At 66.5% G+C, this 24,687-nt stretch carries 19 protein-coding genes and 1 pseudogene; 12 read left to right on the top strand and 8 right to left on the bottom strand.

Annotation, left to right across the window (positions count from 1 at the left end; genetic code table 11):
- Positions 1-291 precede the first annotated feature (291 nt).
- Positions 292-2,991, top strand: a complete 2,700-nt coding sequence (locus tag G6N24_RS15105) for a cellulose binding domain-containing protein (protein WP_163745528.1) — start codon at positions 292-294, stop codon at positions 2,989-2,991.
- A gap of 118 nt (positions 2,992-3,109) precedes the next feature.
- On the opposite strand, the gene G6N24_RS15100 is transcribed toward G6N24_RS15105, so the two are convergent.
- The 4 genes from G6N24_RS15100 to hisN all read right to left on the bottom strand — a co-directional run bounded on the left by G6N24_RS15100 (position 3,110) and on the right by hisN (position 7,783).
- Complete coding sequence (locus tag G6N24_RS15100; RefSeq protein WP_085159127.1) at positions 3,110-4,315, bottom strand: acyl-CoA dehydrogenase family protein; 1,206 nt, start codon at positions 4,313-4,315, stop codon at positions 3,110-3,112.
- 21 nt (positions 4,316-4,336) lie between these two features.
- Positions 4,337-5,734, bottom strand: coding sequence for an acyl-CoA dehydrogenase family protein (locus G6N24_RS15095; protein WP_085159125.1), 1,398 nt, complete (start codon positions 5,732-5,734; stop codon positions 4,337-4,339).
- 74 nt (positions 5,735-5,808) lie between these two features.
- Entirely contained in the window at positions 5,809-6,921 is a 1,113-nt protein-coding gene (amrS, locus tag G6N24_RS15090) for an AmmeMemoRadiSam system radical SAM enzyme (protein ID WP_085159123.1), read from the bottom strand.
- 73 nt (positions 6,922-6,994) lie between these two features.
- Complete coding sequence (hisN, locus tag G6N24_RS15085) at positions 6,995-7,783, bottom strand: histidinol-phosphatase (RefSeq protein WP_085159121.1); 789 nt, start codon at positions 7,781-7,783, stop codon at positions 6,995-6,997.
- Between the two features lie 35 nt (positions 7,784-7,818).
- Between hisN and G6N24_RS15080 the strand changes: the two genes are divergently transcribed.
- Entirely contained in the window at positions 7,819-8,151 is a 333-nt protein-coding gene (locus G6N24_RS15080; RefSeq protein WP_085159119.1) for a hypothetical protein, read from the top strand.
- A gap of 5 nt (positions 8,152-8,156) precedes the next feature.
- Here G6N24_RS15080 and G6N24_RS15075 read toward each other — a convergent pair whose 3' ends face one another.
- On the bottom strand, positions 8,157-9,311 hold the full coding sequence (locus tag G6N24_RS15075) for a PPE family protein (RefSeq protein WP_085159117.1): 1,155 nt from the start codon (positions 9,309-9,311) through the stop codon (positions 8,157-8,159).
- 804 nt (positions 9,312-10,115) lie between these two features.
- Between G6N24_RS15075 and G6N24_RS15070 the strand changes: the two genes are divergently transcribed.
- The 3 genes from G6N24_RS15070 to dosS are packed head-to-tail and all read left to right on the top strand — an operon-like array spanning position 10,116 to position 13,333.
- Positions 10,116-10,919 (top strand): universal stress protein, encoded by an 804-nt coding sequence (locus G6N24_RS15070; RefSeq protein WP_085159115.1) that lies wholly within the window; start codon positions 10,116-10,118, stop codon positions 10,917-10,919.
- Positions 10,920-10,947: 28 nt separating this feature from the next.
- A complete protein-coding gene (dosR, locus tag G6N24_RS15065) occupies positions 10,948-11,598 on the top strand; it encodes a hypoxia response regulator transcription factor DosR/DevR (protein WP_085159113.1) in 651 nt (216 codons plus the stop codon).
- The gene (gene dosS / locus G6N24_RS15060) at positions 11,591-13,333 is read left to right on the top strand and encodes a hypoxia sensor histidine kinase DosS/DevS (RefSeq protein ID WP_085159111.1); all 1,743 of its coding nucleotides are present in this window, start codon (positions 11,591-11,593) and stop codon (positions 13,331-13,333) included. The genes dosR and dosS overlap by 8 nt, the downstream gene beginning before the upstream one ends.
- Here the strand turns inward: dosS and G6N24_RS15055 are convergent.
- On the bottom strand, positions 13,313-14,311 hold the full coding sequence (locus G6N24_RS15055; protein WP_085159109.1) for an Acg family FMN-binding oxidoreductase: 999 nt from the start codon (positions 14,309-14,311) through the stop codon (positions 13,313-13,315). The two genes, dosS and G6N24_RS15055, sit on opposite strands and share 21 nt — an antisense overlap.
- A 243-nt stretch (positions 14,312-14,554) precedes the next feature.
- On the opposite strand from G6N24_RS15055, the gene G6N24_RS15050 reads away from it, so the two are divergent.
- A complete protein-coding gene (locus G6N24_RS15050) occupies positions 14,555-15,958 on the top strand; it encodes a WS/DGAT/MGAT family O-acyltransferase (RefSeq protein ID WP_085159107.1) in 1,404 nt (467 codons plus the stop codon).
- A 288-nt stretch (positions 15,959-16,246) separates the two neighbouring features.
- Here G6N24_RS15050 and G6N24_RS15045 read toward each other — a convergent pair whose 3' ends face one another.
- A complete protein-coding gene (locus tag G6N24_RS15045; protein WP_085159133.1) occupies positions 16,247-17,206 on the bottom strand; it encodes an Acg family FMN-binding oxidoreductase in 960 nt (319 codons plus the stop codon).
- A 173-nt stretch (positions 17,207-17,379) separates the two neighbouring features.
- Between G6N24_RS15045 and G6N24_RS15040 the strand changes: the two are divergent.
- The 3 genes and pseudogenes from G6N24_RS15040 (at position 17,380) to G6N24_RS15030 (ending at position 20,554) form a co-directional block, all read left to right on the top strand.
- Positions 17,380-18,749: pseudogene (locus G6N24_RS15040) on the top strand (13E12 repeat family protein).
- A 4-nt stretch (positions 18,750-18,753) separates the two neighbouring features.
- The gene (locus tag G6N24_RS23930; protein WP_085159540.1) at positions 18,754-18,957 is read left to right on the top strand and encodes a hypothetical protein; all 204 of its coding nucleotides are present in this window, start codon (positions 18,754-18,756) and stop codon (positions 18,955-18,957) included.
- 10 nt (positions 18,958-18,967) lie between these two features.
- Positions 18,968-20,554 (top strand): FAD-binding oxidoreductase, encoded by a 1,587-nt coding sequence (locus G6N24_RS15030; protein ID WP_085159538.1) that lies wholly within the window; start codon positions 18,968-18,970, stop codon positions 20,552-20,554.
- A 60-nt stretch (positions 20,555-20,614) separates the two neighbouring features.
- Here the strand turns inward: G6N24_RS15030 and G6N24_RS15025 are convergent, their stop codons facing one another.
- Positions 20,615-21,976: an FAD-dependent oxidoreductase gene (locus G6N24_RS15025; protein ID WP_085159537.1), complete on the bottom strand. Its 1,362-nt coding sequence runs from the start codon at positions 21,974-21,976 to the stop codon at positions 20,615-20,617.
- Positions 21,977-22,129: 153 nt separating this feature from the next.
- Between G6N24_RS15025 and prfB the strand changes: the two genes are divergently transcribed.
- From prfB to G6N24_RS15010, 3 genes are read left to right on the top strand one after another with little or no spacing between them, the layout of a single operon-like run.
- The gene (gene prfB, locus G6N24_RS15020) at positions 22,130-23,245 is read left to right on the top strand and encodes a peptide chain release factor 2 (protein WP_085159535.1); all 1,116 of its coding nucleotides are present in this window, start codon (positions 22,130-22,132) and stop codon (positions 23,243-23,245) included.
- Positions 23,235-24,209 carry a mechanosensitive ion channel family protein gene (locus G6N24_RS15015; RefSeq protein WP_085159533.1) on the top strand — a complete coding sequence of 325 codons (975 nt, stop codon included), beginning with the start codon at positions 23,235-23,237 and terminating at the stop codon, positions 24,207-24,209. The genes prfB and G6N24_RS15015 overlap by 11 nt, the downstream gene beginning before the upstream one ends.
- The gene (locus G6N24_RS15010) at positions 24,206-24,661 is read left to right on the top strand and encodes a hypothetical protein (RefSeq protein ID WP_085159531.1); all 456 of its coding nucleotides are present in this window, start codon (positions 24,206-24,208) and stop codon (positions 24,659-24,661) included. Before G6N24_RS15015 ends, G6N24_RS15010 begins: the two co-directional genes overlap by 4 nt.
- Positions 24,662-24,687: the final 26 nt, after the last annotated feature.

Raw genomic sequence — 24,687 nt, 5'->3', positions numbered from 1 at the left:
GAATTCGACCACGTCAGGTGACGCCGAATTGCGGGCCCTTACCGAGGGCTTATCCGAGAATCACCAAATTTTCTCGAGGCGCAAAGTCTGTCTGCAATTGTGTATTAGACGTATTGCATGTGGGTTGCCTAGCGTGGTCACCGTAACCGGGAGCGCGATGAACGCGTAAACCACGAACTCGAAGAATCACACGACGACGTTGTACACCACGCCCCTGGACTTGATCTCGACTATCGAGTTAGGTTGCGTAGACGCCGGATAGCGATACACACGCCTAATTAGGAGGCAGCGATGGCGTATGTGGTGGCGGTCCCAGAGACGTTGGCTTCGGCCGCGGCGGATTTGGAGGGCATTGGCAGGGCGCTGAGCGCCGCTGATGCAGCGACGGGGCCGTCGACTACGGGGTTGGTGGCGGCCGCCGCCGATGAGGTGTCGGTGTCCGTCGCGGCGCTGTTACGCACGTTCGCTCAGGAATATCAAGCCGCGAGCGCCCAGGTGGCGGCGTTCCACGCCCGGCTTGTGCGGACGTTGACCGAGAATGCTTTGGTGTATGCGATCGCGGAGGCTGCCAACGCGTCGCCCTTGCAGAGCGTCGCGAGCGCGGCGATCAGCAATATCAATGCGCCCACCAGCGGTCGCGGCACTGGCGCCGGCACTACGGGCGGCACCACCACCGGCAGCGGCGGCACCACCAGCGCAGCCACTAGCGGCGGCACCACCACCAGCGGCGGCACCACCAGCGCCACCACCAGCGGCGGCACCACCAGCGCAGCCACTAGCGGCGGCACCACCACCAGCGGCGGCACCACCAGCGCAGCCACTAGCGGCACCACCAGCGCAGCCACCAGCGGCGGCACCACCACCAGCGACGCCGTCACCACCAGCGCCGTCAGCACCAGCGCGGTCACGACCACCACCGGCGGCGGTACCGCGGTTGGGGCGACGTACGCGGTGGCGTCGCAATGGGATAGCGGCTTTGTGGCCAATTACACGATCACCAATTCGGGTACGACTTCGCTGAGCAACTGGCAGGTTGAATTCGATCTGCCCGCAGATGAGTCCATCACGAGTGCGTGGAATGGGCAGCTTGCCCAGTCCGGCACGCACTACGTCTTGACCCCGGAGTCTTGGACGCAAACGATTGCACCCGGCGGTTCGGTCACCGTTGGCTTCGAAGCCACACACACCGGCACCTACTCGCCGCCGACCAATTTGGTGGTCAACGGGCAACCAGTGAGCGACGGTGGCGCCACCAGCGGTGGAGGCGGCACCACTGGTGGTGGCACGAGCGGTGGCGGCACCACTGGTGGCGGCACCACCAGCGGCGGCGGAACCACCGGTGGCGACACCACCGGCGGCGGAACCACCGGTGGCGGAACCACCGGTGGCGGAACCACCAGCGGCGGCGACACCACCGGTGGCGGAACCACCAGCGGCGGCACCACTGGTGGCGGCACCACCGGCGGCGGCGACACCACCGGTGGTGGCACCACTGGTGGCGGCACCACCGGTGGGGGCACTAGTGGTGGCAGCGGTACCGCGGTTGGGGCGACGTACGCGGTGGCGTCGCAATGGGATAGCGGCTTCGTGGCCAATTACACGATCACCAATTCGGGTACGACTTCGCTGAGCAACTGGCAGGTTGAATTCGATCTGCCCGCAGATGAGTCCATCACGAGTGCGTGGAATGGGCAGCTTGCCCAGTCCGGCACGCACTACGTCTTGACCCCGGAGTCTTGGACGCAAACGATTGCACCCGGCGGTTCGGTCACCGTTGGCTTCCAAGCCACGCAGACCGGCGCCTACTCGGCGCCGACGAATTTGGTGGTCAATGGGCAACCAGTCAGCGGCGGAACCACCGGCGGTGGAACCACCGGCGGCGGAACCACCGGCGGCGGAACCACCGGCGGTGGAACGACCGGCGGCGGAACCACCGGCGGTGGAACCACCGGCGGCGGAACCACCGGCGGCGGAACCACCGGCGGTGGAACCACCGGCGGTGGAACCACCGGCGGCGGAACCACCGGTGGCGGCACTAGCGGCGGCGGCACCGGCGGGGCGACGTCGGGGGAGTTCTCTCCCTACATAGACATGACGCTCTGGCCCCCGTTGAGCACCGCGAACGCCGCGGACCTGGCCAACGCGGGAGTCAAAGACGCCACGCTGGCTTTTATCGTCAGTGGGGCAGGGAACCAACCGGCCTGGGGCGGCGTGTACTCGCTCACCGACCCGGTCATCACCTCCCAGATCTCGGCCCTGCAAAGCGCAGGCATCGACCCGACCATCTCCTTTGGCGGCGCGAATGGCGTGGATCTCGCCTACAACGCTCCCAGCGCCACCGCGCTGGCCCAGCAGTACCAGTCGGTGGTGAACGCCTTCGGAATTCGCCAGCTCGACTTCGACATCGAAGGTGGGATGCAGGCAAACAACGCAGTCTTGACCAGGCAGGCGCAGGCGATCGCGATGCTACAGGCACAGCAGGCTGCTCTGGGCACCCCGGTCGAGGTCTCCTACACCCTTCCGGTGCTGCCGACCGGTCTGACTCACGACGGGTTGAACGTTCTCCAGATCGCGAAGGCTAATGGCGTGGACATTGGACGGGTGAACATCATGGCCATGGACTACGGCGGACAATTCGACCAGGCTTACCCGGGCGGGCGCCCAGATATGGGTGACTACGCGATCCAGGCCGCGACGGCCGTCCACAGTCAGTTGATGACGCTGGATCCGTCGCTGTCTAGTGAGCAGGCGTGGTCGAAGATCGGGGTGACGCCGATGATCGGAATCAACGACGACATGAACGAGATCTTCTACGTCGAGGATGCCCAACAGCTGACTACCTTCGCCCAGCAGAACCATATCGGCGAGATTGGCATGTGGTCGGTCGCCCGTGACACTTCAGGCCAGTTGGGCGTCGTTGCACCCAACGGCAGCGGAGTGGCACAAACCCCCTACGAGTACTCGAGGACCTTCGCCCAGCTCGACGACTGATCCCAGCCGTCCGCGCCGTCCTGGCCCGCGCAAGCAGACGCAAAAGATCCCCTTTTCGTGTCGAAATGAGATCCTTTGCGTTCCCCCGCAAGCGGCAGATGCCGCCAGCCCGCCGGGGCTACTTCAGCTCGGCCGACGAGAGACCCAGCAACCGGCGGGCGACCACCAGCTGCTGGATCTGCTGGGTGCCCTCGAAGATGTCCAGGATCTTGGAGTCGCGAGCCCACTTCTCCAGCAGGGTCTGCTCGGAATAGCCTGTGGTGCCTGCTAATTCGACGGCCTTACAGGTAACGTCGCTGGCCATCCGACCCGCCTTGGCCTTGCTCATCGACGCCTCTTTGGAGTTGGGGATATTGTTGTCGGCCTGCCACGCCGCGCGCAGCGCTAGCAGGTAGCTGGCCTCCCAGTCGGCCTCCATCCGCAGGAACTCGGCCGCGGCGGCGCTCTGAACATGCGAAGGCTTGTCGTAGGAGATCTCCACTCCGGCCTCGGTGAGGATCTTGCGGATTTCCTCCAGCGCGGCGCGGCCGATCCCAATCGCCATGGCGGCGACAATCGGCCGCGTGTTGTCGAAGGTCTCCATCACCCCGGCAAAGCCCTTGCCGACTTCGATTTCGGGATTGCCCAGCAGGTTGTCCTTGGGGATGCGCACGTTATCGAAACGGATGGCGGCGGTATCCGACCCTTTGATGCCGAGCTTGCGCTCGAGGCGTTCGACCGTGACGCCGGGGTGCTCGCGCGGCACGATGAACGACTTGATCGCCGGGCGACCCAGTGACTTGTCCAGCGTCGCCCACACCACGATGTGGGTGGCGCGCGAACCGGCGGTGACGAAGATCTTCTCGCCGTTGATCACGTACTCGTCGCCGTCCAGCGTCGCCGTTGTCGCCACCGCGGCCGAGTCCGACCCGAATCCCGGTTCGGTGATGGCCATCGCCGCCCACACCTTGCCCAAGCGCTCCAGCTGCTCATCGGTGGCAACCGCGGAGATCGCCGCGTTGCCCAGCCCCTGATACGGGATGGACAGCAACATCGCTACGTCGCCCCAGCTGGCCTCCAAGGTCTGCAGCAGCGCGGCCATGTTGGCACCGTTGTGGTTCTTGTCCCTGTCTTCGTCGTCGTCGCCCAGCGCGTCGGCTCCGGCGAAGGCGAACGATCCGGATGCTCCCTCGAACAGGACGATCAGGGTGTCGAGTTCGACCGGGTAGGCGTGCTCTTTGAGGTCATATTTGCGGGCGATCGGCCGCACCATCTCGGCGACACCTTGATGCGTCTTGTGCGTCACCGCTTGCAGTTTGCGCGGCAGCTCCAGATTGATTGCCATGACTGGTCTTTCAGCTCGTAATCAGATAACGACAACACCCTCGGCGACGCCGATGGCCCGCAGGTCGCGGTACCAGCGTTCGACCGGGTGCTCCTTGGTGTAGCCGTGGCCGCCGAGCAGCTGCACGCCGTCCAGGCCGATCTGCATGCCCTTGTCGGAGCCCAGCCGCTTGGCCAGCGCGGCTTCCCGGGCGAACGGCAGACCCTGCTCGGCTCGGGACGCGCCGCGCCAGGTGATCAGTCGCAGGCCGTCCAGTTCGATGGCGATGTTGGCGCACATGAACGCCACCGCTTGACGACGGGCGATCGGCTCGCCGAATGCCTCGCGCTCTTTCACATACGGCACGACATAGTCGAGCACCGCATGCGAGGTGCCGACCGCCAGCGCCGCCCAGCCCAGCCGGGCCAGCGCGATCGCCTCCGAATAATCGGCGTCGGTGGCTTCGTCCTCGCCCAGCCGGGCACGGAGCGGCACCGATACCGCGGAGAGCTCCACCTGGCCCAGGGCCGCGGCGCGAATCCCCATGCTCGGATCCGCCCTGACGGTCAGTCCCTGGGTCGACGACTCGACGATGAACAGCGCCGGCTTGCCGTTCAACTGGGCTGCGACGATGAACAACTCGGCGTCGGCCGCCGCCGGAACCAATGATTTGACCCCGTCAAGCCGGTATCCGGACGGCGTGCGCACGGCGGTGGTCTTCAGCCGGGTGGGGTCGAACAACGGCTGTGGTTCGGCGATCGCCACGCAGGCCTGCGGGACATCGTTGCCAGCAAACTCGTTCAGGTAGGTAGCCTGCTGATCGGCGCTGCCCCAGTGGGTCAGTGCGGACGCCACGCCGCCGGGGGCCAGAATCGGCAGCGCCAGACCCATATCGCCATACGCCAACGCCTCGGCCACCAGCACGTTGGTCACGCTGGATCGGTGTGCGGCGATGCCGTCGAAATCCTCGGGGATGTTGATCGCCGTGATTCCCAGCTCGGCGGCCTTGGCGATCAGATCGGGCGGGTAGGCCGCCGCCTCGTCGGCGTCGTGAGCCGCGGGCCGCAGTATCTCCTTGGCGAATTCGTCGACGGTCTCGATGATCAGCTTCTGGTCGTCGTCGGGCGTGAGGTCGAAGTAGTCCTTGCCGCTGGACTTCAGCCGGGTGGGCCCGCTGCGGAGGTTCTGCACCCGCTTGAACTGACGGCTGGTGGCCGCGGCCGTGGAGAAAATGGTCTTCGTGCCGTAGCGCAGGGTTCGGTTGAGCGGATCGCGCAGGTGGTATTTGTCCAGGAACTCCTGGCCGACGATCGGCGTAAGCAGCGCCAGTGTGACGTCGATGCCGGTCCGCTTGTGTGGCTGCATGCCAACACCGGTCTTGCGGCCGCGGCGTTTGCGCCGCGATTGGGAAGGTTCGGAAGCAGAGGTGGTGTCGGTCATGTCAGCAGCCTCGGTCGTTGGGGCGATGCGATAACCGTATCTTACTCCGGAGTAAGATAGGTTCAATCTGTTAACTAATTCACACCGTGCGAAAGGTCGGCCAGCAGGGGTAGCCGTCGCCGGCCCCAGTGTCCGGCCGGTCCGTCGTAGCGGCCGGCCAAGTGATGCCCACACACTCGGCAGCGGCCGTCATCGGTCAGGGCATAGTGCCGGATCGTGTACCAGCCACGGACCACCACCGCCGACCCGCACGCCGGGCACAGCGTGCTGCCGCCCGTGGCGTCGTGGACGTTGCCCGTGTAGACGAATCGCAGGCCTTCATCGATACCGATACGGCGGGCCCGCGTCAGCGTTTCGGGCGGTGTCGGCGGCGTGTCCATCATCTTGTAATCGGGGTGGAAGGCGGTGAAATGCAGCGGCACGTCGACGCCGAGGTTTTCGCGGATCCACGCGCATTCGGCGGCGATTTCCCCGTCGCTGTCGTTGCGTCCGGGGATCAGCAGGGTGGTGATCTCCAGCCAGACATTCGTCTGGTGTCTTAGGTAGACCAGGGTGTCCAGGACGTCATTCAGATGCCCGACGCAGACCTTGTGGTAGAAGTCTTCGGTGAACGCCTTCAGGTCGACGTTGGCCGCATCGATGTGCCGGTAGAACTCGGCGCGGGGCGCGGGACACATGTACCCGGCCGTCACCGCGACGGCGTAGATGCCCCGGTCGTGGCAGGCGTCTGCGACATCGGCGGCGTATTCCCAGAAGATGGCCGGGTCATTGTAGGTGAATGCCACACTGCGACAACCCAATTCGTCAGCGGTGCGCGCGATGTCGTCGGGGCCGGCCCGGCTGGCAAGGGTGTCGATCTCGCGGGACTTGGAGATGTCCCAGTTCTGGCAGAACTTGCACGCCAGGTTGCACCCGGCGGTGCCGAACGAGAGCACCGCCGACCCGGGCAGGAAGTGGTTGAGGGGCTTTTTCTCGATCGGATCGACACAGAATCCGCTTGAACGCCCGTAGCTGGTGAGTTTCACCTGGTCGTCGAGCCGGGCGCGGACGAAGCACAGGCCGCGTTGGCCCTCGTGGAGTTTGCACGCGCGCGGGCATACGTCGCACTGGATCCGCCCGTCATCGAGCCGGTGCCAGTGCTTGGTCGCCACGGTGAACGGGTCGTCTTGTGAAAGAAGGTGGGTCATGACGCTGTCGACGATCTTCCGGCTCCACCTCGGGCCGGTCGGCCCGCATCGTCGCCGGAGGCTAAGCGCCAGGTTACGCGGGGTTGAGCCTGGTTAGCACCTGTTTGTGCAGCAGGCCGTTGGTCGCCACGCCGCTGCCACCATGCGGGCCACGGGTGCCGGCCAGGCTGGTGAGCTCCCCGCCCGCCTCGCGCAGCAGGATGTCCAGCGCCGCCAGGTCCCACACCGACACCTCTGGTTCGGCGGCGATGTCGACGGCTCCCTCGGCCACCAGGCAATAGGACAGAAAATCGCCATAGGCGCGGACCCGCCACACCGCATCGGTCAGCTCGAGGAAGCGTTCACGCATACCGAGCTGCGCCCACCCGGACAGGCTGGAGAACGACAGGCTCGCCGAACGCAGTTCGGCCACCGCGGACACCCGCAGCCGGCGGGGCCGGTCGCCGTCGACCGACGCGAACGCGCCCCGCCCGCGCGCCGCCCACCACCGCCGCTGCAGCGCGGGCGCGCTGACGACACCGACGGATGGGACGCCGTCTTCGAGCAACGCGATCAAACTTGCCCACACCGGCACCCCGCGCACGAAGTTCTTGGTGCCGTCGATCGGGTCGATGATCCACTGCCGGCCGCTGAAAGTTGTTGTGCCGCCGAACTCTTCGCCCAGGATGGCGTCGCCGGGCCGGTCGTGTCCGAGCATTTTGCGAAGGTCGGCCTCGACCGCCCGATCGGCGTCGGTCACCGGAGTCAGATCCGGTTTGGTGTCGATGCGCAGATCCAGCGCGCCGAACCGCGCGCTCGTGAGCCTGTCCGCGCGGTCGGCCAGCGTCAGCGCGAGCGTCAGATCGTCGCCGGTGCGGTCCATGCCAGCAGTCCTACCATGGTCCTACCATTGCTGGGGTGTGGGAATTGGGTGTGCTGGTCCTGCTGGTTGCGGTCCTGTTGGTGTTCCTTGCACCACGCTTCATCCCGCGCGGCCCGCGCGGAGCGGTGGCGAGCGGCACGCTACTGGTGACCGGCGTCAGCCCGCGACCGGACGGCGACGGTGAGCAGTACGTCACCATCGCCGGAGTCATGGACGGGCCGACCCTCAATGAGTACGCCGTGTACCGGCGCATGGCCGTCGACGTCGACCAATGGCCGGCCGTCGGCCAATTGCTTCCGGTGCTGTATTCGCCGAAGAATCCGGATAACTGGACGTTGGCGCCTCTCGAGCCGACCGCAGATGAGTAGCGGTGTCAGCCCGCCGCGGGTGGGCGTGGCATCACGGTGAGCCGGACACCGTATCGGGGCACGACGCTGGAGGCTCGCCTTACCGAACCCGCCGGCATTCCGGGAACGCCTGGCATTCCGTGATCGGCTGCGTCCGCCCCGTCTGTTCCCGGAAGCGTGGTCAAGCCGCTGCCCGACATCGCCGACACATGACCGGTCGACGGCGCGGCCCAGGACGCGGGCACCGACATGGGCCCGATCGAACCGGCCCGAGCGGTGCTTACGGTCACCGCGCCGGGTAGGCCTGCACCACCGCCGCTCGTCGCTCCGGAGAGTACGGAGCTGATCCCGAGCGGGCCCGGGGCCAACTCGGCCGCATTTTCGGTGGCAGCCCCCACGAGGCCCAAGTTGTTCTCTGCCCCGATGATTCCGGAAACAATCGACTCGACGTCCTGCGTCACGCCGATCGTCGCATACATGCCGAAGAGGCCGTCGAGAATGGTGAAGTCGTCGGGGAGAATGTTCGGCCATGCCTGCGGCGCCTGGAGTACCTGGGACGCCAACGACGACAACTGCGACAATGTCGTCTGCGCGGTGCCGGCGGAGGTGGCGGCGGCCTGATTGACTGCCGCGTTCTGGGTACTCTCCCCCGCGGGGTTAGTGGTCTGCTCCGGGGGAGAGAACGGCGGCAACCGTGTCGCCGCCGACGAATTGGCGGCATAGTCGTACATCGCGGCGGCGTCCTGGGCCCACATCTCGGCGTACTGCGCCTCGGCGGCTGCGATCGCCGCGGTGTTCTGCCCGAAAAAGTTGGTTGCTATAAGCGATTTCAGTTGTATGCGGTTGGCGACGACTACCGATGGAGGCACCGTCATCGCGTAGGCCTGCTCAAATGCGGCCGCGGCAGCCCGGGCCTGGTTTGCGGTCTGCTTCGTCCGCGCGGCGGCCATGCCCAACCACTCCACGAAGGGGCCCGCCGCGGCCAGCATCGACGCCGACGCCGGGCCCGACCAGTGCATGCTGGTCAGGCCCGAAATCACCGATCCGTAGCCCTCGGCAGCGGAAGCCAATTCGGTGGACAGCTCATCCCAGCTTCCCGCGGCAGCCAGTATGGAGCCAGATCCCGGGCCGCTATACATCAGCGCGGAATTGATCTCCGGCGGCAAGAATGCGTAATCCATTGCTGCGCAGCCCCCTAACTTCGACTGGTTGTGGTGATCGGCAGGTTCAGTGGATGCATGGGAGCCGGCGCTGGCTCACGCCGCGGACAGCGTACAACCAGTGGTCGGGCGCCGCAGCGAATCGCTCACGCGGGGGGCTTGTCTGAGCCGGCGCGGGAAGCGCGGCAGCGCATGTCGCCAATGGCATTGCAGCACAAGCGATATGCGATGGATGACTGCCGCGAGGTGAGGTCGCGACGAAGCCAAGCGAATGCCTGGGATTTTCCTGTGAGTTTTCCGGGCGGGCGGCTGTCCGATGGTTCGGTCATCGCCGGCGGTTGAAATCGCCAGCTATACCCTGCAAGCCCTGCCACATCTCTGGGTGCCGCAGCGAGCGCAGCGTCGTCTGGGTGATCTGCGACGTCGCGACCGCATAGTAGTTCTCCCACCGCAAGGATCGCCTTCAGCGGATCTGTCACCTGGTCCCAAAGCGCCGTGCGGTGGGGCAGGTGATCCGGCGCGTGAATTGACCCGTGCGCCATCGCGCCGCGCGCGGAGGCGTGCGGCGCCATCGAGTCGAAGCTCCATCCGATCGCCAGTGAATACCCGGCAATCAGCCGCACCGGCGTGGCCGGCGGTCACATCGGTCAGCGGCGGCGCCGCGCTGGCAACCGTGGCTTCAGGTTCTGGGGCTTCGGGAACGATAGGGACCTATGGCCCCCATTTGTGGACCTATGCCTCTGGGAAGGGCGGGGTTCGCGCCAATACCGTGGCTATTGACGGACGGACGATCATCTGCGTGCAGCGCAGCCAGAGGAGACCGTGATGCGCGAATTTCGAACTCCGGCGGTCGTCGTTGGTATCGACGGATCGAAACCGGCGATATATGCGGCGTTGTGGGCGGTCGACGAGGCGATCAGCCGCGACATTCCGATGCGCCTGGTGTATGTCATCGATCCGCTGGACCCCGCGGTAGTCGGCGATCACGACGGTCGGCAAGCCGCTGCCGCGACGGCGCTGCACGACGCCCGTGAGGCTGCCGAGAGCACCGGGAAAACGGTCAAGATTGAAACCGAGATCCTCTGGGGAAAGCCGGTTACCAGGTTGATGGAGGAGTCGAGGTCGGCGGCGATGGTCTGTATCGGCTCGATAGGGCTCAATCATGCCGTCCGCGGTGGTGGTTCCGTTGCGGCGACGCTGGGTTCATCGGCGTTGTGCCCGGTGGCGGTCATCAACCGGCCGGCGGACGGGACGGCAACCCCGAAGGTCAGCGGAATTGTCGTGGGAGTGGACAACGGCCTAGTGTTGCGCCACGCGTTCGAGGAAGCGCGGTTGCGGAAGGTTCCGCTGCGCGCGGTCTCGCCGCACCTTCCCGAGGCGCCGGATAGCACTAGCGACGGAAACCGTTTGGCGCGAACGCAACTGAGCCGGCGTATTGCCCGGTGGACACGGTTGTATCCCGATGTGCGCGTCGAGTCGGAGATCATCGGCGGCAGTGTCAAACGGTATCTGGCCGCCAATGCCGGATCCGACCAATTGTTCGTCACCGAGTCGCATGAGTGCCAGGACGTGTGCGGTGCGCCCGACGTGAGGTGTTCGGTGCTCGCAATACGTTGCAGCAACCTGTAGGACTGGGCGGATCTCGGGGAGCGGTGCGTTGGTAAAGGTGTTCTTGGTCGACGATCACGAGGTAGTACGCCGCGGCCTGATCGACTTGCTGGGCGCGGACCCCGAACTCGACGTTGTCGGCGAGGCGAGTTCGGTCGCCGAGGCGATGGCCAGGATTCCCGCCGCGCGCCCTGACGTGGCGGTGCTCGACGTCAGGTTGCCCGACGGCAACGGCATCGAACTGTGCCGCGATCTGTTGTCCCGCATGCCCGAATTGCGCTGCCTGATCCTGACGTCATACACCTCCGACGAGGCGATGCTGGACGCGATCCTGGCCGGGGCCAGCGGGTATGTCGTCAAGGACATCAAGGGAATGGAGCTAGCCCGCGCCGTCAAGGATGTGGGCGCCGGCCGGTCGCTGCTCGACAATCGGGCCGCGGCGGCGCTGATGGCAAAATTGCGGGGCACCACCGAATCGCATGACCCGCTGTCGGGCCTTACCGACCAGGAACGGACGCTGCTGGGATTGCTGAGCGAGGGCCTGACCAACAAGCAGATCGCCGACCGGATGTTCCTGGCCGAAAAGACGGTCAAGAACTACGTATCCCGCCTGCTGGCCAAGCTGGGCATGGAGCGCCGAACGCAAGCCGCCGTATTCGTAACCGAACTCAAGCGTGCGCGGTCTGCCGGCAATGGATAACGGGCCGAACTACGCGGGCGAAGCCATTGCGGGCGCGGGTGACGAGGCTATGCGGCCATTGCGGCACACCCTGTCGCAACTACGCCTGCGCGAACTCCTGGTCGAGGTGCAGGACCGCGTCGAGCAGATCGTCGAGGGCCGCGATCGCCTCGACGGGCTGGTGGAGGCCATGTTGGTGGTCACGTCCGGGTTGGACCTGGACGCCACCCTGCGGTCGATCGTGCACTCGGCGACCAATCTCGTTGACGCCAGGTACGGGGCCCTGGAGGTGCACGACCGGGATAACCGCGTGGTGCAGTTCGTCTACGAGGGTATCGACGAGGACACCGTCCGGCGTATCGGCCACTTTCCCCAAGGTCTCGGTGTCATCGGGTTGCTCATCGACGATCCCAAACCCCTGCGACTAGACGATATTTCGCGGCATCCCGCCTCCGTCGGCTTTCCGGCACACCACCCGCCGATGCGAACCTTCCTCGGGGTGCCGGTTCGGGTGCGCGACGAATCGTTCGGCACTTTGTACCTCACCGACAAGACCAATGGGCAACCGTTCAGCGATGACGACGAGGTGCTGGTCCAGGCACTAGCCGCGGCCGCAGGCATCGCCATCGCCAATGCGCGGCTTTACCAGCAGGCCAAGGCGCGCCAGGCGTGGATCGCGTCTACCCGCGACATCGCCACCGAATTGCTCTCCGGCACGGAACCCACGACGGTGTTCCCGCTTGTCGCCGAGGAGGCACTCAAACTGACCGCGGCTGATGCGGCCCTGGTGGCCATCCCCGTCGACGAGAACATGCCGTCCGCTGACGTGGGCGAGCTGCTGGTGATTGAAACGGTAGGCAGCGCGGTGGCTTCCACCGCGGGGCGAACCATTCCGGTGGGGGGCACAGCCCTCGGGGACGCCTTCGTCAATCGCACTCCGCACCGGGTCGATCGGATCGAGCTGGACGGTGTGGGCGACGCGGGTCCGGCGCTACTGCTCCCGCTGCGGGCCGCCGACACCGTCGCCGGTGTCGTCGTCGTCCTGCGCCAGGACGGTCCGGGCACGTTCACCGACGAACAACTCGAGATGATGGCCGCTTTCGCCGACCAGGCCGCGCTGGCCTGGCAATTGGCCACCTCGCAGCGACGGATGCGAGAACTCGACGTGCTCACCGACCGGGACCGCATTGCGCGTGATCTCCACGACCACGTGATACAGCGGCTTTTCGCGGTCGGCCTGGCGTTGCAAGGTACGGTGCCGCGAGCGCGCGATCCCGAGGTGCGGCAACGACTTTCGGAGGCCGTCGACGATCTGCAGGGCGTCATCCAGGAGATCCGGACCTCCATCTTCGATCTGCACGGGGCGTCGCAAGGCAAGACTCGGCTCCGGCAACGGATCGACGACGCAATAGCTCAATTCAGCGGCCCGGGGTTACGTACCACCACTCAATTCGTCGGGCCGTTGTCGGTGGTCGGCAGCACGCTGGCCGATCATGCCGAGGCGGTGGTGCGGGAGGCGGTCAGCAATGTCGTCCGCCACGCCGAGGCCACCGCGTTGACGGTGCGGGTCAGGGTCGACGACGACTTGTGCATCGAGGTGAGTGACAACGGGCGGGGCATGCCCGACGAGTTGACCAGTAGCGGATTGACGAATCTGCGGCGGCGTGCGGCAGAGGCCGGCGGTGACTTCACCATCGAGACGACGCCCACCACGGGTGGAACACTGCTGCGATGGTCAGCGCCGTTGCTCCAATAGCTCGGGGGGCCACTCGACGACGCGGGAAAGTCTGCGTCGCGGTGTCGCCGGCAACGGATCGGCATTGATCGGTGCCCAGCCCACCCGCAGCAGCATTTGAGGGTAGCCGGTGGTGCCGAACACGTCGGCGCGGACTTCGTCGCGCGTCTCCCGGATCTCCAGCGGTTCGCTGACGGGGCAGCACGCCAAGCCCATCGCCGTCGCGGTCAGCAAAACGACGCTGGTGGCCTCGCCGGCGCGCAGCCGGGCCAATCGGTCATCCTTCTGGGTGCCCAGGGCCAGGATGGCGGCGTTGTCGTCGGCGGGCGCGACGCCGGACGGCTGCGCCAGACCGGGCGCGGCGAACAGGCGGCCCGGGATCGGTGCGGAGTGGTCGGATGGCGGAATGCTGCGGGCCGGAACCCCGGCCACCGACCCGTACCGCCCGGTCCACGTGGTGAGTTCATTAAGGTACTGCGGATTCGTGACATGCTGCCAGACTGCGCGCGCCACAATCGCTCTCAGCCGGTCCACGGCGTCAACCTGACGGAGCATGACCCCGCACCGCGCCGCTCGGGCAGCCATCATGGCGATGTCACCACCCGCGACCGGCCAGGAACTGTAGGCCCGCCGGTCGGTGCGTCGCCGCGGTATCGCCGCCGCCAACGCGATGTCGGCCTGATCGGGAGCGTGCGGCGCTACCTCGATCGTGGCCAGGTGGCGCGGGTCGTCGGGATCGGGAAGGCGATTCACCTTGGCTTTCCAGCCCATCGCCGCCAACGCGACGACGCAGTGATTCAATGCCGCACCGCAGCTGATGATCAACTCGCGCGCGTCCGGGTCGGTGCCGTGCAGCTGCATGTCCGGTTCGGAGTACAGATCGAGGCTCGCAGTTCGCACCCGCCAGCGCCACGGCTGCGTGTTGTGAATGGAAGGAGCCCGGGTGGCCAGGGTGAGGACCGTCCGGAGGGTGTCGACATCCGGGAAATTGGCGTTCATGGCTGCCCTTCTTGTCGGCAAGCCTACTTCTCGCCGATGGTGCTGCTAACGCTAAGCATCGCTTGTTCTCAGCCGCCTCGGCAGGGCCTGAAGCCCTTAGCACCGCAGGACCTTCGGCCATTGGCAAACGGCCAGGCCCCGAGACGGGCGCGCGATTAGTGGGGACTTCTGGCCCTGCCGCCACGCCCCGTTGCCGATGGATAGTGCTACTGGGGTTGCAGATACCTTCGGAGGTCGCTGAACATGAACAACCTCTCGACACTTGATGCCGGGTTCCTCGAGGTTGAAGATGCCGATCGGCGTGTCAGCCTGGCCATCGGCGCCGTCGCAGTCATCGAGGGTCCGCCCCCTAATCAGGAGGCGCTGCTGCCGGCGCTCGATCAGCGAGTCCGTGCCTGCCCCCGGTTCGGGCACCGGTTGCGACTCCACCCGCTCGACCTCGCCGCACCCGAATGGGTGCAAGATCCCCATTTCGATCTGGGCCGCCACGTACGGCGCGTCGCGCTACCGCAGCCGGGCAACGACCGTGAGCTGTTCGGGCTGATCGCCGATGTGATGGCACGGCGTTTGGACCGCGATCGACCGCTGTGGGAGATCTGGGTGATCGAGGGCCTCGCGGGCGGCAAGTGGGCGATTCTGACGAAGCTCCACCACTGCATGGCCGATGGCATCGCGGCCACCCACATACTTACCGCGCTGTTCGATGACGACATTCGCGACAGTTTTGCCGGCAAGATCTGCCCCCATAAGGCTCCGGGGCCCGAACGATTGTCTCCGGATGAATCGGGCGCCAATCCGCTGAACTCGCTAGGAGGGCTCTGGAGCCTGGTGACCGCCCTCACGGCGGGCGTGGCCCGTACCGCACAGGGTGCCGCCGAGATCGTCGCCGGCCTGCTGCACCCGGCCGCGTCGTCGCTCAACGGTCCGATCAGCGACCTGCGTCGCTACAGCGGGGCTCGAGTCGCGCTCGCCGACATCGAACTGGTGTGCCAGAAGTTCGATGTCACCATCAATGATGTCGCGCTAGCGGCGGTTACGGAAAGTTTCCGTGAGCTACTCATCAAGCAGGGTGAGCGACCTCGGCCCGATTCGCTACGTACGTTGGTGCCGGTGTCGGTGCGCTCCGCCGGCGCTCTGGGGGAGACCGATAACCGTGTCTCGCTGATGCTGCCCTATCTTCCCGTTGAGGAGGAGAACCCGGTCCAGCGGCTGCGGACGGTGCACTCGCGGCTGAATCGGACGAAGGCCGGGGGGCAACGTCAGGCGGGACATGCGTTCCTCGCGATAACCAACCGCCTCCCGTTCTCCCTGAGCTCCTGGGCGATCAGGCTGTTGATGCGGCTGCCTCAGCGCGGTGTCGTGACGGTGGCGACAAATGTGCCCGGTCCGCGCCGGCCGCTGCAGTTCATGGGCCGACGGGTGCTAGCGATGTACCCGATTTCGCCGATTGCGCTGCAACTGCGGATCGCCGTTGCGATGCTCAGCTACGCTGACGACCTGTTCTTCGGGATCCTGGCCGACTACGACGTGGTGGCCGATATCGACCAGCTGGCCCGGGGAATCGAAGCCGCCGTCGCGCGCCTGGTCGCGATCAGCAAGGGGCGCAAGACGCCTCGCCGACGCGGAAAACTATCGCTGGTTGTATGAGTGCGACGTCGGCCAGGCGGTCACAACTCTCGTCCGCGGCGCTGCTGATAGTCACCAGATCGGTGTCGTCCTGGGCCGCGTTAGTCACATCTGCCCCACGGATCCCTGGATCGACCCGGCACACGGTTTGCCCACCTCACAGCGACAACGTAGTCACGCAAGGGATTTTGTCGCTGCGAGGCGGGCGCCACGAACACCCCAACCCGCCGAGAACCGCGTGAGTGATGTGACCGGCTCACGTTGCGCCGAACAGCAAGGGGTACTACATCAGCAGCGTTCCAAGGATCGCTAGCGAATCTCTAGGACACTGCGCAGCGGCCGTCGCGGAGTCGGTGCCGGCAGTTCCTCCATTGGAGGCGTTATGCCGACGCGAATCAAAACTTGCGGTTCGCCGCGCCGGCCGATGAGATTACGCACGATGTCGCGACTCTCGCTCGATTCGATCAGATGGGTCAACGTGCAGGTCGCCATGCCGGCCATGGTGCACTCCAGCAAGGCGCTGGACAACGCTTCGCCACAACGCAATACGTCGGCCCGGGTGTCCTCTGGGGTCGACAGCACGAGGATTTGCGACCAATCCTCCCTGATGTCGGCACGCCGATCCGTATGGCTCCTAACCGGGAAATCCCGACCCACGTCGACGCGCTGGCGTTCGGTATCCGATGCCAGGGCGCTCGGCGGCATACCTTGCGCCAGGGCGAACGACGAAGTCCACCATTGGAGTTCAGCCTGATAGGTCACATCGTCACGCCGAATCGCTTCGCTAAGCCGCGACGCCTCGACCAGCAGCGGTCGTGCATCGTCGGAGAGGATGTCAAGCATCGCGACGCTGTCTTCGGTCGTGTCGCGCAGGACGGGTTCGAACAGTTGCCAGTACGTGGGTCGTTGGAACGGAAGCCGATCCGTTCGGCGTTGCAGAATTGCCTGCGCGCGGTTTCGATCGGCCGCAGTGACGCGATCGAGCAGGCGGAATTCGACGGTGGCCAGATGGTCAGGGTGATTCGAGTTGGGGAAGCGGGCGATTTTCGGCTGCCAACCCGCGGCCGTCACGGCGACACGGAAATGATCAAGCACCGCACCACAGCTGACAAGGGCCTCGCGGCCCGAACGGTCCGTGACCGGCACCGTGCGGTGACGATCGACGAACAGGTGAACAGCGCCTTTTTCTGCCACCCAATGCCAGGGCTGGCTGTTGTGTACGGACGGAGCCCGGCAGGCCAGGAAGACCGCCTTCTTGAGAACCTCCATGTCCATGACATCGAGGCTATTGCGAAACAGCTTGGGTCAGTAGGGCCGTTGGTCCTCGCGCATTTCACTGCGTTGTCACGTCCACGATGCCGACCGAAACCCCTTGTGTCACTTTTGTTTCACCGGTTTCAGGGCTCGGCTTTTTGTCGGTGGCTCTTCATAGTATTCGGGGTATGGGTTCGAGCACGCGGGAACAGATTGTGGAGGCCTTTGAGGTCCTGCACACCGCGGTGTCTCGGGTGCTGGAGCTGTCCTTTGATGTGTTGACCACCCCGGAGCGGTTGGGGTTTCTGGAGAAACTCGAAGACGAGGCGCGTCGGCTGCCGGTGGCTCGGCATGGGTTGATCAATCAGCTCGCCGAGCGGGCCGGCGAGGAGGAGTTGGGCGGCAAGCTGGGGTCGGTGTTGGCCAGCCGGTTGGGTGTCACCCGGGGTGAGGCCAGCCGGCGGGTGGCCGAGGCTGCCGATCTGGGCGAGCGGCGGGCGTTGACCGGTCAGCCGTTGGCGCCGCGGCTGACCGCGACCGCGGCGGCGCAGCGGGCGGGCCGGATCGGTGACGGGCATGTTCGGGTGATCCGCGATGTCGTTCGCCGCCTGCCGGTCGGTGTTGATGTGGAGACCCAAGACCAGGCCGAGGCCCATCTGGCCCGGTTGGCCACCCAGTTTCGCCCCGACCAGGTGGCCAGGCTGGCCGCGCGGTTGATGGACTGCCTTAACCCCGACGGCGACTTCTCCGAGGAGGATCGGGCGCGCCGGCGCGCGCTGGTGGTGGGCAAGCACGATGTCGACGGGATGTCACGGATCAGTGGCTATCTGACGCCCGAGGCGCGGGCCACCGTGGAGGCGGTGCTGGCCAGGCTGGCCGCCCCGGGCATGTGCAACCCCACCGATGAGACTCCGGTCATCGACGGCGCGCCGTCGGAACAGGCCGTGCGGCACGACACCCGCAGCACCGCGCAGCGCAACCACGATGGTCTCAACGCCGCGCTGCGCGCGCTGCTGGCCTCCGGAAAGCTGGGCCAGCACAACGGGTTGCCGGCCAGCATCATCGTGACCACCACGCTCAACGACCTCGAGGCCGCCGCCGGCAGGGCGCACCGGCGCCGGCGGCATGCTGCCCATGTCCGATGTGATCCGCCTGGCCCGCCACGCCCACCACTATTTGGCGATCTTCGACCAGGGCAACGCCCTGGCGCTGTATCACACCACACGCCTGGCCTCCTGGGCAACGAATTGTGTTGTACGCCAAGGACCGCGGGTGCACCGCGCCGGGATGCGACGTGTCGGGCTACTGCGAGGTGCACCACTGCACCCCCTACGCCCACTGCCATACCACCGACGTCAACGACCTGACCTTCGCCTGCGGCGGGCATCACCCACTGGCCGAACAAGGCTGGACCACCCGAAAACGCAAAGACGGCACCACCGAATGGATCCCACCGCCGCACCTCGACCACGGCCAGCCGAGGACCAACAGCTACCACCACCCCGAAAAACTTCTGCGCGACGGCGATGAAGACGAAGGGGATTGTCTGGCATCCTGATGGCATGCCAGGCAAGGAAATCGATCGGATCCGGGCGAAGAGCGCGCTCGCGGTGATCAGGCAGCACCCGGTATTGGTGCTCTTCGCGCTGTCGCCGGCGCTCGTGGTATTAGGTGTCATTTGGTGGCTCGCCGGCGCCGGCTGGGCTATCTTTACGGCCCTCGTGCTGCTGCTCGGCGGCGGAGCCCTCATCGTCCTCAAACGCTGACCTCGGCAGCATGCGTTCGTGGTGGGGTTGGGGCACCGTCGAGCAAGCTCTGTCGGAGCGGGAGACACATGCTCTGGTGTCACGGGTAGCGGAGCTGTTGCCCGGGCACGACCTGACGGATCACGAGCCGCCCGACCCGAACGAACTCGGGTTGGCAACGCCGCGGATCGCACCGCCGGTGTCGCTGACCGCGATCTGCTCGACCGACCCTGTCGATCGGGCCGGACACGCGCGCGGCAAGGCGTTTCGCGACGTCGCGCGCAACCTGCAGGGAAACCTCGACCATGTCCCCGACGTCATCGCCCGACCGCAACGCGAACAGGACGTCGTCGATGTGCTGGATTGGTGTGCGCGCGAGGGCATCTCGGTCATCCCGTACGGCGGCGGCAGCTCGGTGGTTGGGGGCGTCGAGCCGCGCTTCGACGCGGCAGCGGTCACCGTAGACGTCACGGCCATGAATGCCGTCCTCGAGGTCGATAGGGTCAGCCGGGCCGCGCGGATCCAGGCGGGCGCGCTGGGCCCGGCGATCGAAGACCAGCTGCGCCCGCACCATCTGACGCTGCGGCACTTCCCGCAGTCCTTCGGGTTTTCCAGCCTCGGCGGCTGGCTGGCCACCCGCGCCGGCGGGCACTTCGCCACGCTCTACACCCACATCGACGACCTGACCGAAGCCCTGCGGGTCGTCACCCCGGCTGGAGTGAGCGAGTCTCGGCGGGTGCCCGGATCCGGCGCCGGGCCCTCCCCGGACCGGCTGTTCCTCGGCTCCGAGGGCACGCTGGGCATCATCACCGAGGCGTGGATGCGGTTGCACGACCGTCCCCGGTGGCAGGTCACGGCGTCGGTGGCGTTCGACGGTTGGCCCGCCGCGGTTGACGCGACCCGGGCGATCGCGCAGGCCGGGCTCTATCCGGCGAACTGCCGGCTGCTGGACCCGGCCGAGGCATTCCTGCACACCGGTACGCCGGTCGGGGGTGGGTTGCTGGTGCTGGCATTCGAATCGGCCGACCACCCCATAGACCCTTGGCTGGGCCGCGCGCTGGAGATCACCGCCGAACACGGCGGCACTGTCACCTCACAGCGAGGCCTCGAAACCGCAAGCGACACAACGCAAGACACCAAAGACGCGTCCGCAAACTGGCGTAAGGCGTTCCTGCGCATGCCCTACCAACGGGATGCCCTCGCGCGCCGGGCCGTCATCGCCGAGACGTTCGAGACCGCCTGCACCTGGGACCGATTCCACACCCTGCATGCCGCGGTGATGCAGGCCGCCCGCACGGCGATCGAGCGAGTCTGCGGCGCCGGCGTGGTCACCTGCCGATTCACCCACGTCTACCCCGATGGCCCGGCGCCGTACTACGGCATCTATGGGGGCGGGCGCTGGGGATCGCTGGACGCGCAATGGGACGAGATCAAGGCCGCCGTGTCCGAGGCGATCAGCACAACCGGCGGCACCATCACCCACCACCACGCGGTCGGTCGCGACCACCGCCCGTGGTATGACCGACAGCGCCCGGACCCCTTCGCGACGGCCCTGCGGGCGACGAAGTCCGCGCTGGACCCGGCCGGGATCCTCAACCCCGGGGTGCTGCTGGGATAGCTGGTGGCGGCCCGCTTCGCTCGGCTCCGCCGCGCTCGCGACCGCCACGGGGATAGCTGATCAGCCGTGCCCGACGCGCAGCAGCTCGGCCAGGTTCGACAGCTTGACGCGGGGACGCCCGTGCGGTTCGCCCGCCGCCCGCTCAAACTTGTCGATGTTTTGCCAGTGCGCCGACGTGATCAGCTTCGGCTGGCGCGAGGCCAGCCAGTCGGCCAGCTTGTCGGCGTGGTCCTGGGGAAAATCCGCGACATCGCCAGAGCTGGCCAGATCCGCCAGCAAGGTGTCGACGGTGTCTTGGGAGTCCTTCTTATTGGTGCCGATCACACCCGTCGGCCCGCGCTTGATCCACCCGACGACGTATTCGTTGCGGCTGCCGTCCACGCGGCCGTCGGTGTTGGGGATGGTTCCGGTCTTCTCGTCGAACGGCAGCCCGGGAGTGGGCACACCGCGATAACCGACCGACCGCACGACCAGCTGGGCCGGGAGCTCCTCGCGCTCGCCGGTGTCCTTGGCCGCCACCCGGCCGTTGTCGTCGGTGACCAGTTCATTGCGGCCGAGCACGATCTTCTCCACGCGGCCGTTGCCCCTGATCTCTATCGGCGAGGTCAGGAACCGGAACACCAGGCGACGGTGTCCCGGGCGGGGTTCGCGGCCCGCATAGTCGCGCAGCACCTTGATGTTCTGCTTGCAGACCTTGCCCACCGCGGCCGCGTCCTCGTCGGTAATGCCTTCCAGCTCTGCCGGGTCGATCACCACGTCGACGCCCTCGAGATCGGCCAGCTCGCGCAACTCCAGCGTGGTGAACGCGGTCTGCAGCGGCCCGCGCCTTCCGATGATCACTACTTCCTCCACCCCGCGTGGGCGCAGCGATTCCAACGCGTGATCGGCGATGTCGGTGACCGCCAGCACGTCCGGGTCGGTGACCAGAATGCGTGCGACATCGAGTGCGACGTTGCCGTTGCCGACGACGACGGCGCGACGGCCCGACAGGTCGGGTGACATCTGCTCGAAGTGCGGATGCGCGTTGTACCAGCCGACGAAATCGACCGCGGCGATGCTGCCCGGCAGCTCCTCACCGGGAATGTTCAGCGCGCGATCGGACTGCGCGCCGACGGCATAGATGACCGCATCATAGTGCTCGGCGAGTTCGGCGGCCCCGACGTGTTCGCCCACGATGACATTGCCGAAAAAGCGGAAGCGGGGGTCTTCGGCGGTCTTTTCGAATTGTTTGCTGATCGACTTGATCTTGGGATGGTCGGGCGCGACGCCGGAGCGCACCAGCCCCCACGGCGTCGGCAGCATCTCCAGCATGTCGACGGCGACGTCGATCTCGTCGGACGTGTCGGCGGTCTTCAGCAAAGATGCCGCGGCGAAGAAGCCCGACGGTCCCGAGCCGACGATGGCAACATGGTATGGACGCATATTGAGCCTTCTGTTTCGTACCCGGCTGCGCCGCAGAGGGGCTGAGCGTCGCAGTCGCGCGGTGCACACGATCGTCACTCGATGCTAGACGCTGCGGCGCCGTCGTGACCTGAGCGTTCGACCCGGGCGGCCTCGCCGGTAACGTGGACGGGTGTGGAACCCGACCGTCAAGCCGACATCGCCGCCCTCGACTCCACCCTGACCACGGTGGAGCGGGTGCTCGACGTTGACGGTCTCAAGAGCCGCATCGAGAAGCTCGAGCACGAGGCGGCCGACCCGAAACTGTGGGAGGACCAGGCCCGCGCGCAGCGGGTGACGAGCGAGTTGTCCCACACGCAGGGGGAGCTGCGGCGGATCCAGGAGCTGCGGCGCCGCCTCGACGACCTGCCGGTGCTCTACGAGCTCGCCGCCGAGGAAGAAGGCTCGGCCGCCGCCGACGCGCTGGCCGAGGCCGACGCCGAGCTCAAGGCGCTGCGCGCCGACATCGAGGCCACCGAGGTACGCACTCTGCTGTCGGGCGAGTACGACGAGCGCGAGGCGTTGGTCACCATCCGATCCGGCGCGGGCGGGGTGGACGCGGCCGACTGGGCCGAAATGCTGATGCGGATGTATATCCGGTGGGCCGAGCAGCACAAGTACCCGGTCGAGGTGTTTGACACCTCCTACGCCGAAGAAGCCGGGATCAAGAGCACGACGTTCGCCGTGCACGCGCCGTTCGCCTACGGCACGCTGTCGGTCGAACAGGGCACCCACCGGCTGGTGCGGATCAGCCCGTTCGACAACCAGAGCCGGCGACAGACGTCGTTTGCTGAGGTCGAGGTGCTCCCGGTGGTCGAGACCACCGATCACATCGACATCCCGGAAGGTGACGTGCGCGTCGACGTCTACCGTTCCAGCGGGCCCGGCGGCCAGTCGGTCAACACCACCGACTCCGCGGTGCGGCTCACCCACATCCCGACCGGCATCGTGGTCACCTGCCAGAACGAGAAGTCGCAGCTGCAGAACAAGGTCGCCGCGATGCGGGTTCTTCAGGCAAAGTTGTTGGAGCGTAAGCGTTTAGAAGAGCGTGCTGAGCTGGACGCATTGAAAGGGGAGGGCGGCAGCTCCTGGGGCAACCAGATGCGGTCTTACGTGCTGCACCCCTATCAGATGGTCAAGGACCTGCGCACCGAGCACGAGGTGGGTAATCCGGCGGCCGTGCTGGACGGGGACATCGACGGATTCCTGGAAGCGGGTATCCGCTGGCGCAACCGAAAAGATGACGACTAGTTCCACCGTTCTCACCACGGCTGGGGTCTTTTTGGGGGCCTCCTGGGCGCAGCGCTGGCATGACTTCTGGCGAGGCGAAATCGGTGAGTGGATCATCACTCGGGGTCTGCGGATCGTCATGCTGCTGATCGCGGCGGTGCTGGCGGCCCGCTTCGTCACCTGGGTGGCGCAACGCGTGACCCGGCAGCTCGACATCGGCTTTGCCGAAAGCGACGCGTTGGTGCGCTCGGAGGCAACCAAACACCGTCAGGCCGTGGCGTCGGTGATCTCCTGGGTGTCGATCGCGATCATCTGCGTCGTCGTTGCCGTTCAGATCACGGACATCATGAGTTTGTCAGTCGGTTCGCTGGTCGCGCCGGCCGCGGTGCTGGGCGCCGCCGTGGGCTTCGGGGCTCAGCGCGTGGTCCAGGACCTGCTCGGCGGCTTTTTCATCATCATCGAGAAGCAGTACGGGTTCGGCGACCTGGTCTCGTTAACGGTCGCGGGGATCGGCGCCGAGGCGCGTGGCACGGTCGAGGACGTCACGCTGCGGGTGACCAGGCTACGGTCCAGCGAGGGCGAGGTGTTCACCATTCCCAACGGCCAGATCGTCAAGTCGGTCAACCTTTCCAAGGACTGGGCCCGCGCGGTCGTCGACATCCCGGTCTCGACCAGCGCCGACCTCAACCGGGTCAACGAGGTCTTGCATCAGGAGTGTGAGCACGCGCGCGACGACGTGGCGCTGGGCGAGCTGCTGCTGGACGCACCCACCGTGATGGGCGTGGAACGCATTGAAATCGACACCGTCACCCTGCGGTTGGTGGCCCGCACCCTGCCCGGCAAGCAGTTCGAGGCGGGCCGGCAACTGCGTGTGCTCGTCATCCGGGCGCTCGCGCGCGCCGGAATCATGACCGCGGCCGACGCGACGGTGGGTGCTGTCGACGAAGGTGCAGGCGAACCCCCGGGTCCGGTGCAGCAGCGATGAAGTTCTCACTGAACGTCCTGGATAAGCGCGCCGACGGCAGGGCGCGGCGCTGGCCGAGCCACCTGTTCGGGGGGCGAGTCCGCACGTCAACCCTGGCGCTGGTCGTCGCGTTCCTGGCGGTGTGGTGGGTGTACGACACCTACCGCCCGCAACCGCCGGCTAAGCCGCCGCCCGCCCAGGTGGTGCCGCCGGGTTTCGTTCCCGACCCCAACTACACCTGGGTGCCGCGCACCAGAGTGAACCAGCCACAACCTACCGTCAAGGCGCCAAGAACACCGACCACCACCGAGACCACGGCACCGAGCCCGACGACCACGACCACGACTGGTCCGCCGCCATGCCTGCTGCCGCCGCCGTTCTGCCCGGCGACAACGAGCCCAACCACATCACCCGCCCAGCTACCGCAGCCCGGGCCGGGTCCGGCACCCGCCTCGGCGCCACCCGCGGGTTGATCTTCGCGTGCCAGCGAAATTCACGG

Source organism: Mycobacterium lacus, from assembly GCF_010731535.1.
GTDB lineage: Bacteria > Actinomycetota > Actinomycetes > Mycobacteriales > Mycobacteriaceae > Mycobacterium > Mycobacterium lacus.
This window is presented reverse-complemented; position numbering and strand designations above follow the sequence as displayed.

Excerpts from the sequence above, each read along its gene's own strand:
- G6N24_RS15105 (WP_163745528.1), top strand. The coding sequence starts at position 292 with ATGGCGTATGTGGTGGCGGTCCCAGAGACGTTGGCTTCGGCCGCGGCG.
- G6N24_RS15100 (WP_085159127.1), bottom strand. The coding sequence starts at position 4,315 with ATGGCAATCAATCTGGAGCTGCCGCGCAAACTGCAAGCGGTGACGCAC.
- G6N24_RS15095 (WP_085159125.1), bottom strand. The coding sequence starts at position 5,734 with ATGACCGACACCACCTCTGCTTCCGAACCTTCCCAATCGCGGCGCAAA.
- amrS (WP_085159123.1), bottom strand. The coding sequence starts at position 6,921 with ATGACCCACCTTCTTTCACAAGACGACCCGTTCACCGTGGCGACCAAG.
- hisN (WP_085159121.1), bottom strand. The coding sequence starts at position 7,783 with ATGGACCGCACCGGCGACGATCTGACGCTCGCGCTGACGCTGGCCGAC.
- G6N24_RS15075 (WP_085159117.1), bottom strand. The coding sequence starts at position 9,311 with ATGGATTACGCATTCTTGCCGCCGGAGATCAATTCCGCGCTGATGTAT.
- G6N24_RS15070 (WP_085159115.1), top strand. The coding sequence starts at position 10,116 with ATGCGCGAATTTCGAACTCCGGCGGTCGTCGTTGGTATCGACGGATCG.
- dosS (WP_085159111.1), top strand. The coding sequence starts at position 11,591 with ATGGATAACGGGCCGAACTACGCGGGCGAAGCCATTGCGGGCGCGGGT.
- G6N24_RS15055 (WP_085159109.1), bottom strand. The coding sequence starts at position 14,311 with ATGAACGCCAATTTCCCGGATGTCGACACCCTCCGGACGGTCCTCACC.
- G6N24_RS15050 (WP_085159107.1), top strand. The coding sequence starts at position 14,555 with ATGAACAACCTCTCGACACTTGATGCCGGGTTCCTCGAGGTTGAAGAT.
- G6N24_RS15045 (WP_085159133.1), bottom strand. The coding sequence starts at position 17,206 with ATGGAGGTTCTCAAGAAGGCGGTCTTCCTGGCCTGCCGGGCTCCGTCC.
- G6N24_RS23930 (WP_085159540.1), top strand. The coding sequence starts at position 18,754 with ATGCCAGGCAAGGAAATCGATCGGATCCGGGCGAAGAGCGCGCTCGCG.
- G6N24_RS15030 (WP_085159538.1), top strand. The coding sequence starts at position 18,968 with ATGCGTTCGTGGTGGGGTTGGGGCACCGTCGAGCAAGCTCTGTCGGAG.
- G6N24_RS15025 (WP_085159537.1), bottom strand. The coding sequence starts at position 21,976 with ATGCGTCCATACCATGTTGCCATCGTCGGCTCGGGACCGTCGGGCTTC.
- G6N24_RS15015 (WP_085159533.1), top strand. The coding sequence starts at position 23,235 with ATGACGACTAGTTCCACCGTTCTCACCACGGCTGGGGTCTTTTTGGGG.
- G6N24_RS15010 (WP_085159531.1), top strand. The coding sequence starts at position 24,206 with ATGAAGTTCTCACTGAACGTCCTGGATAAGCGCGCCGACGGCAGGGCG.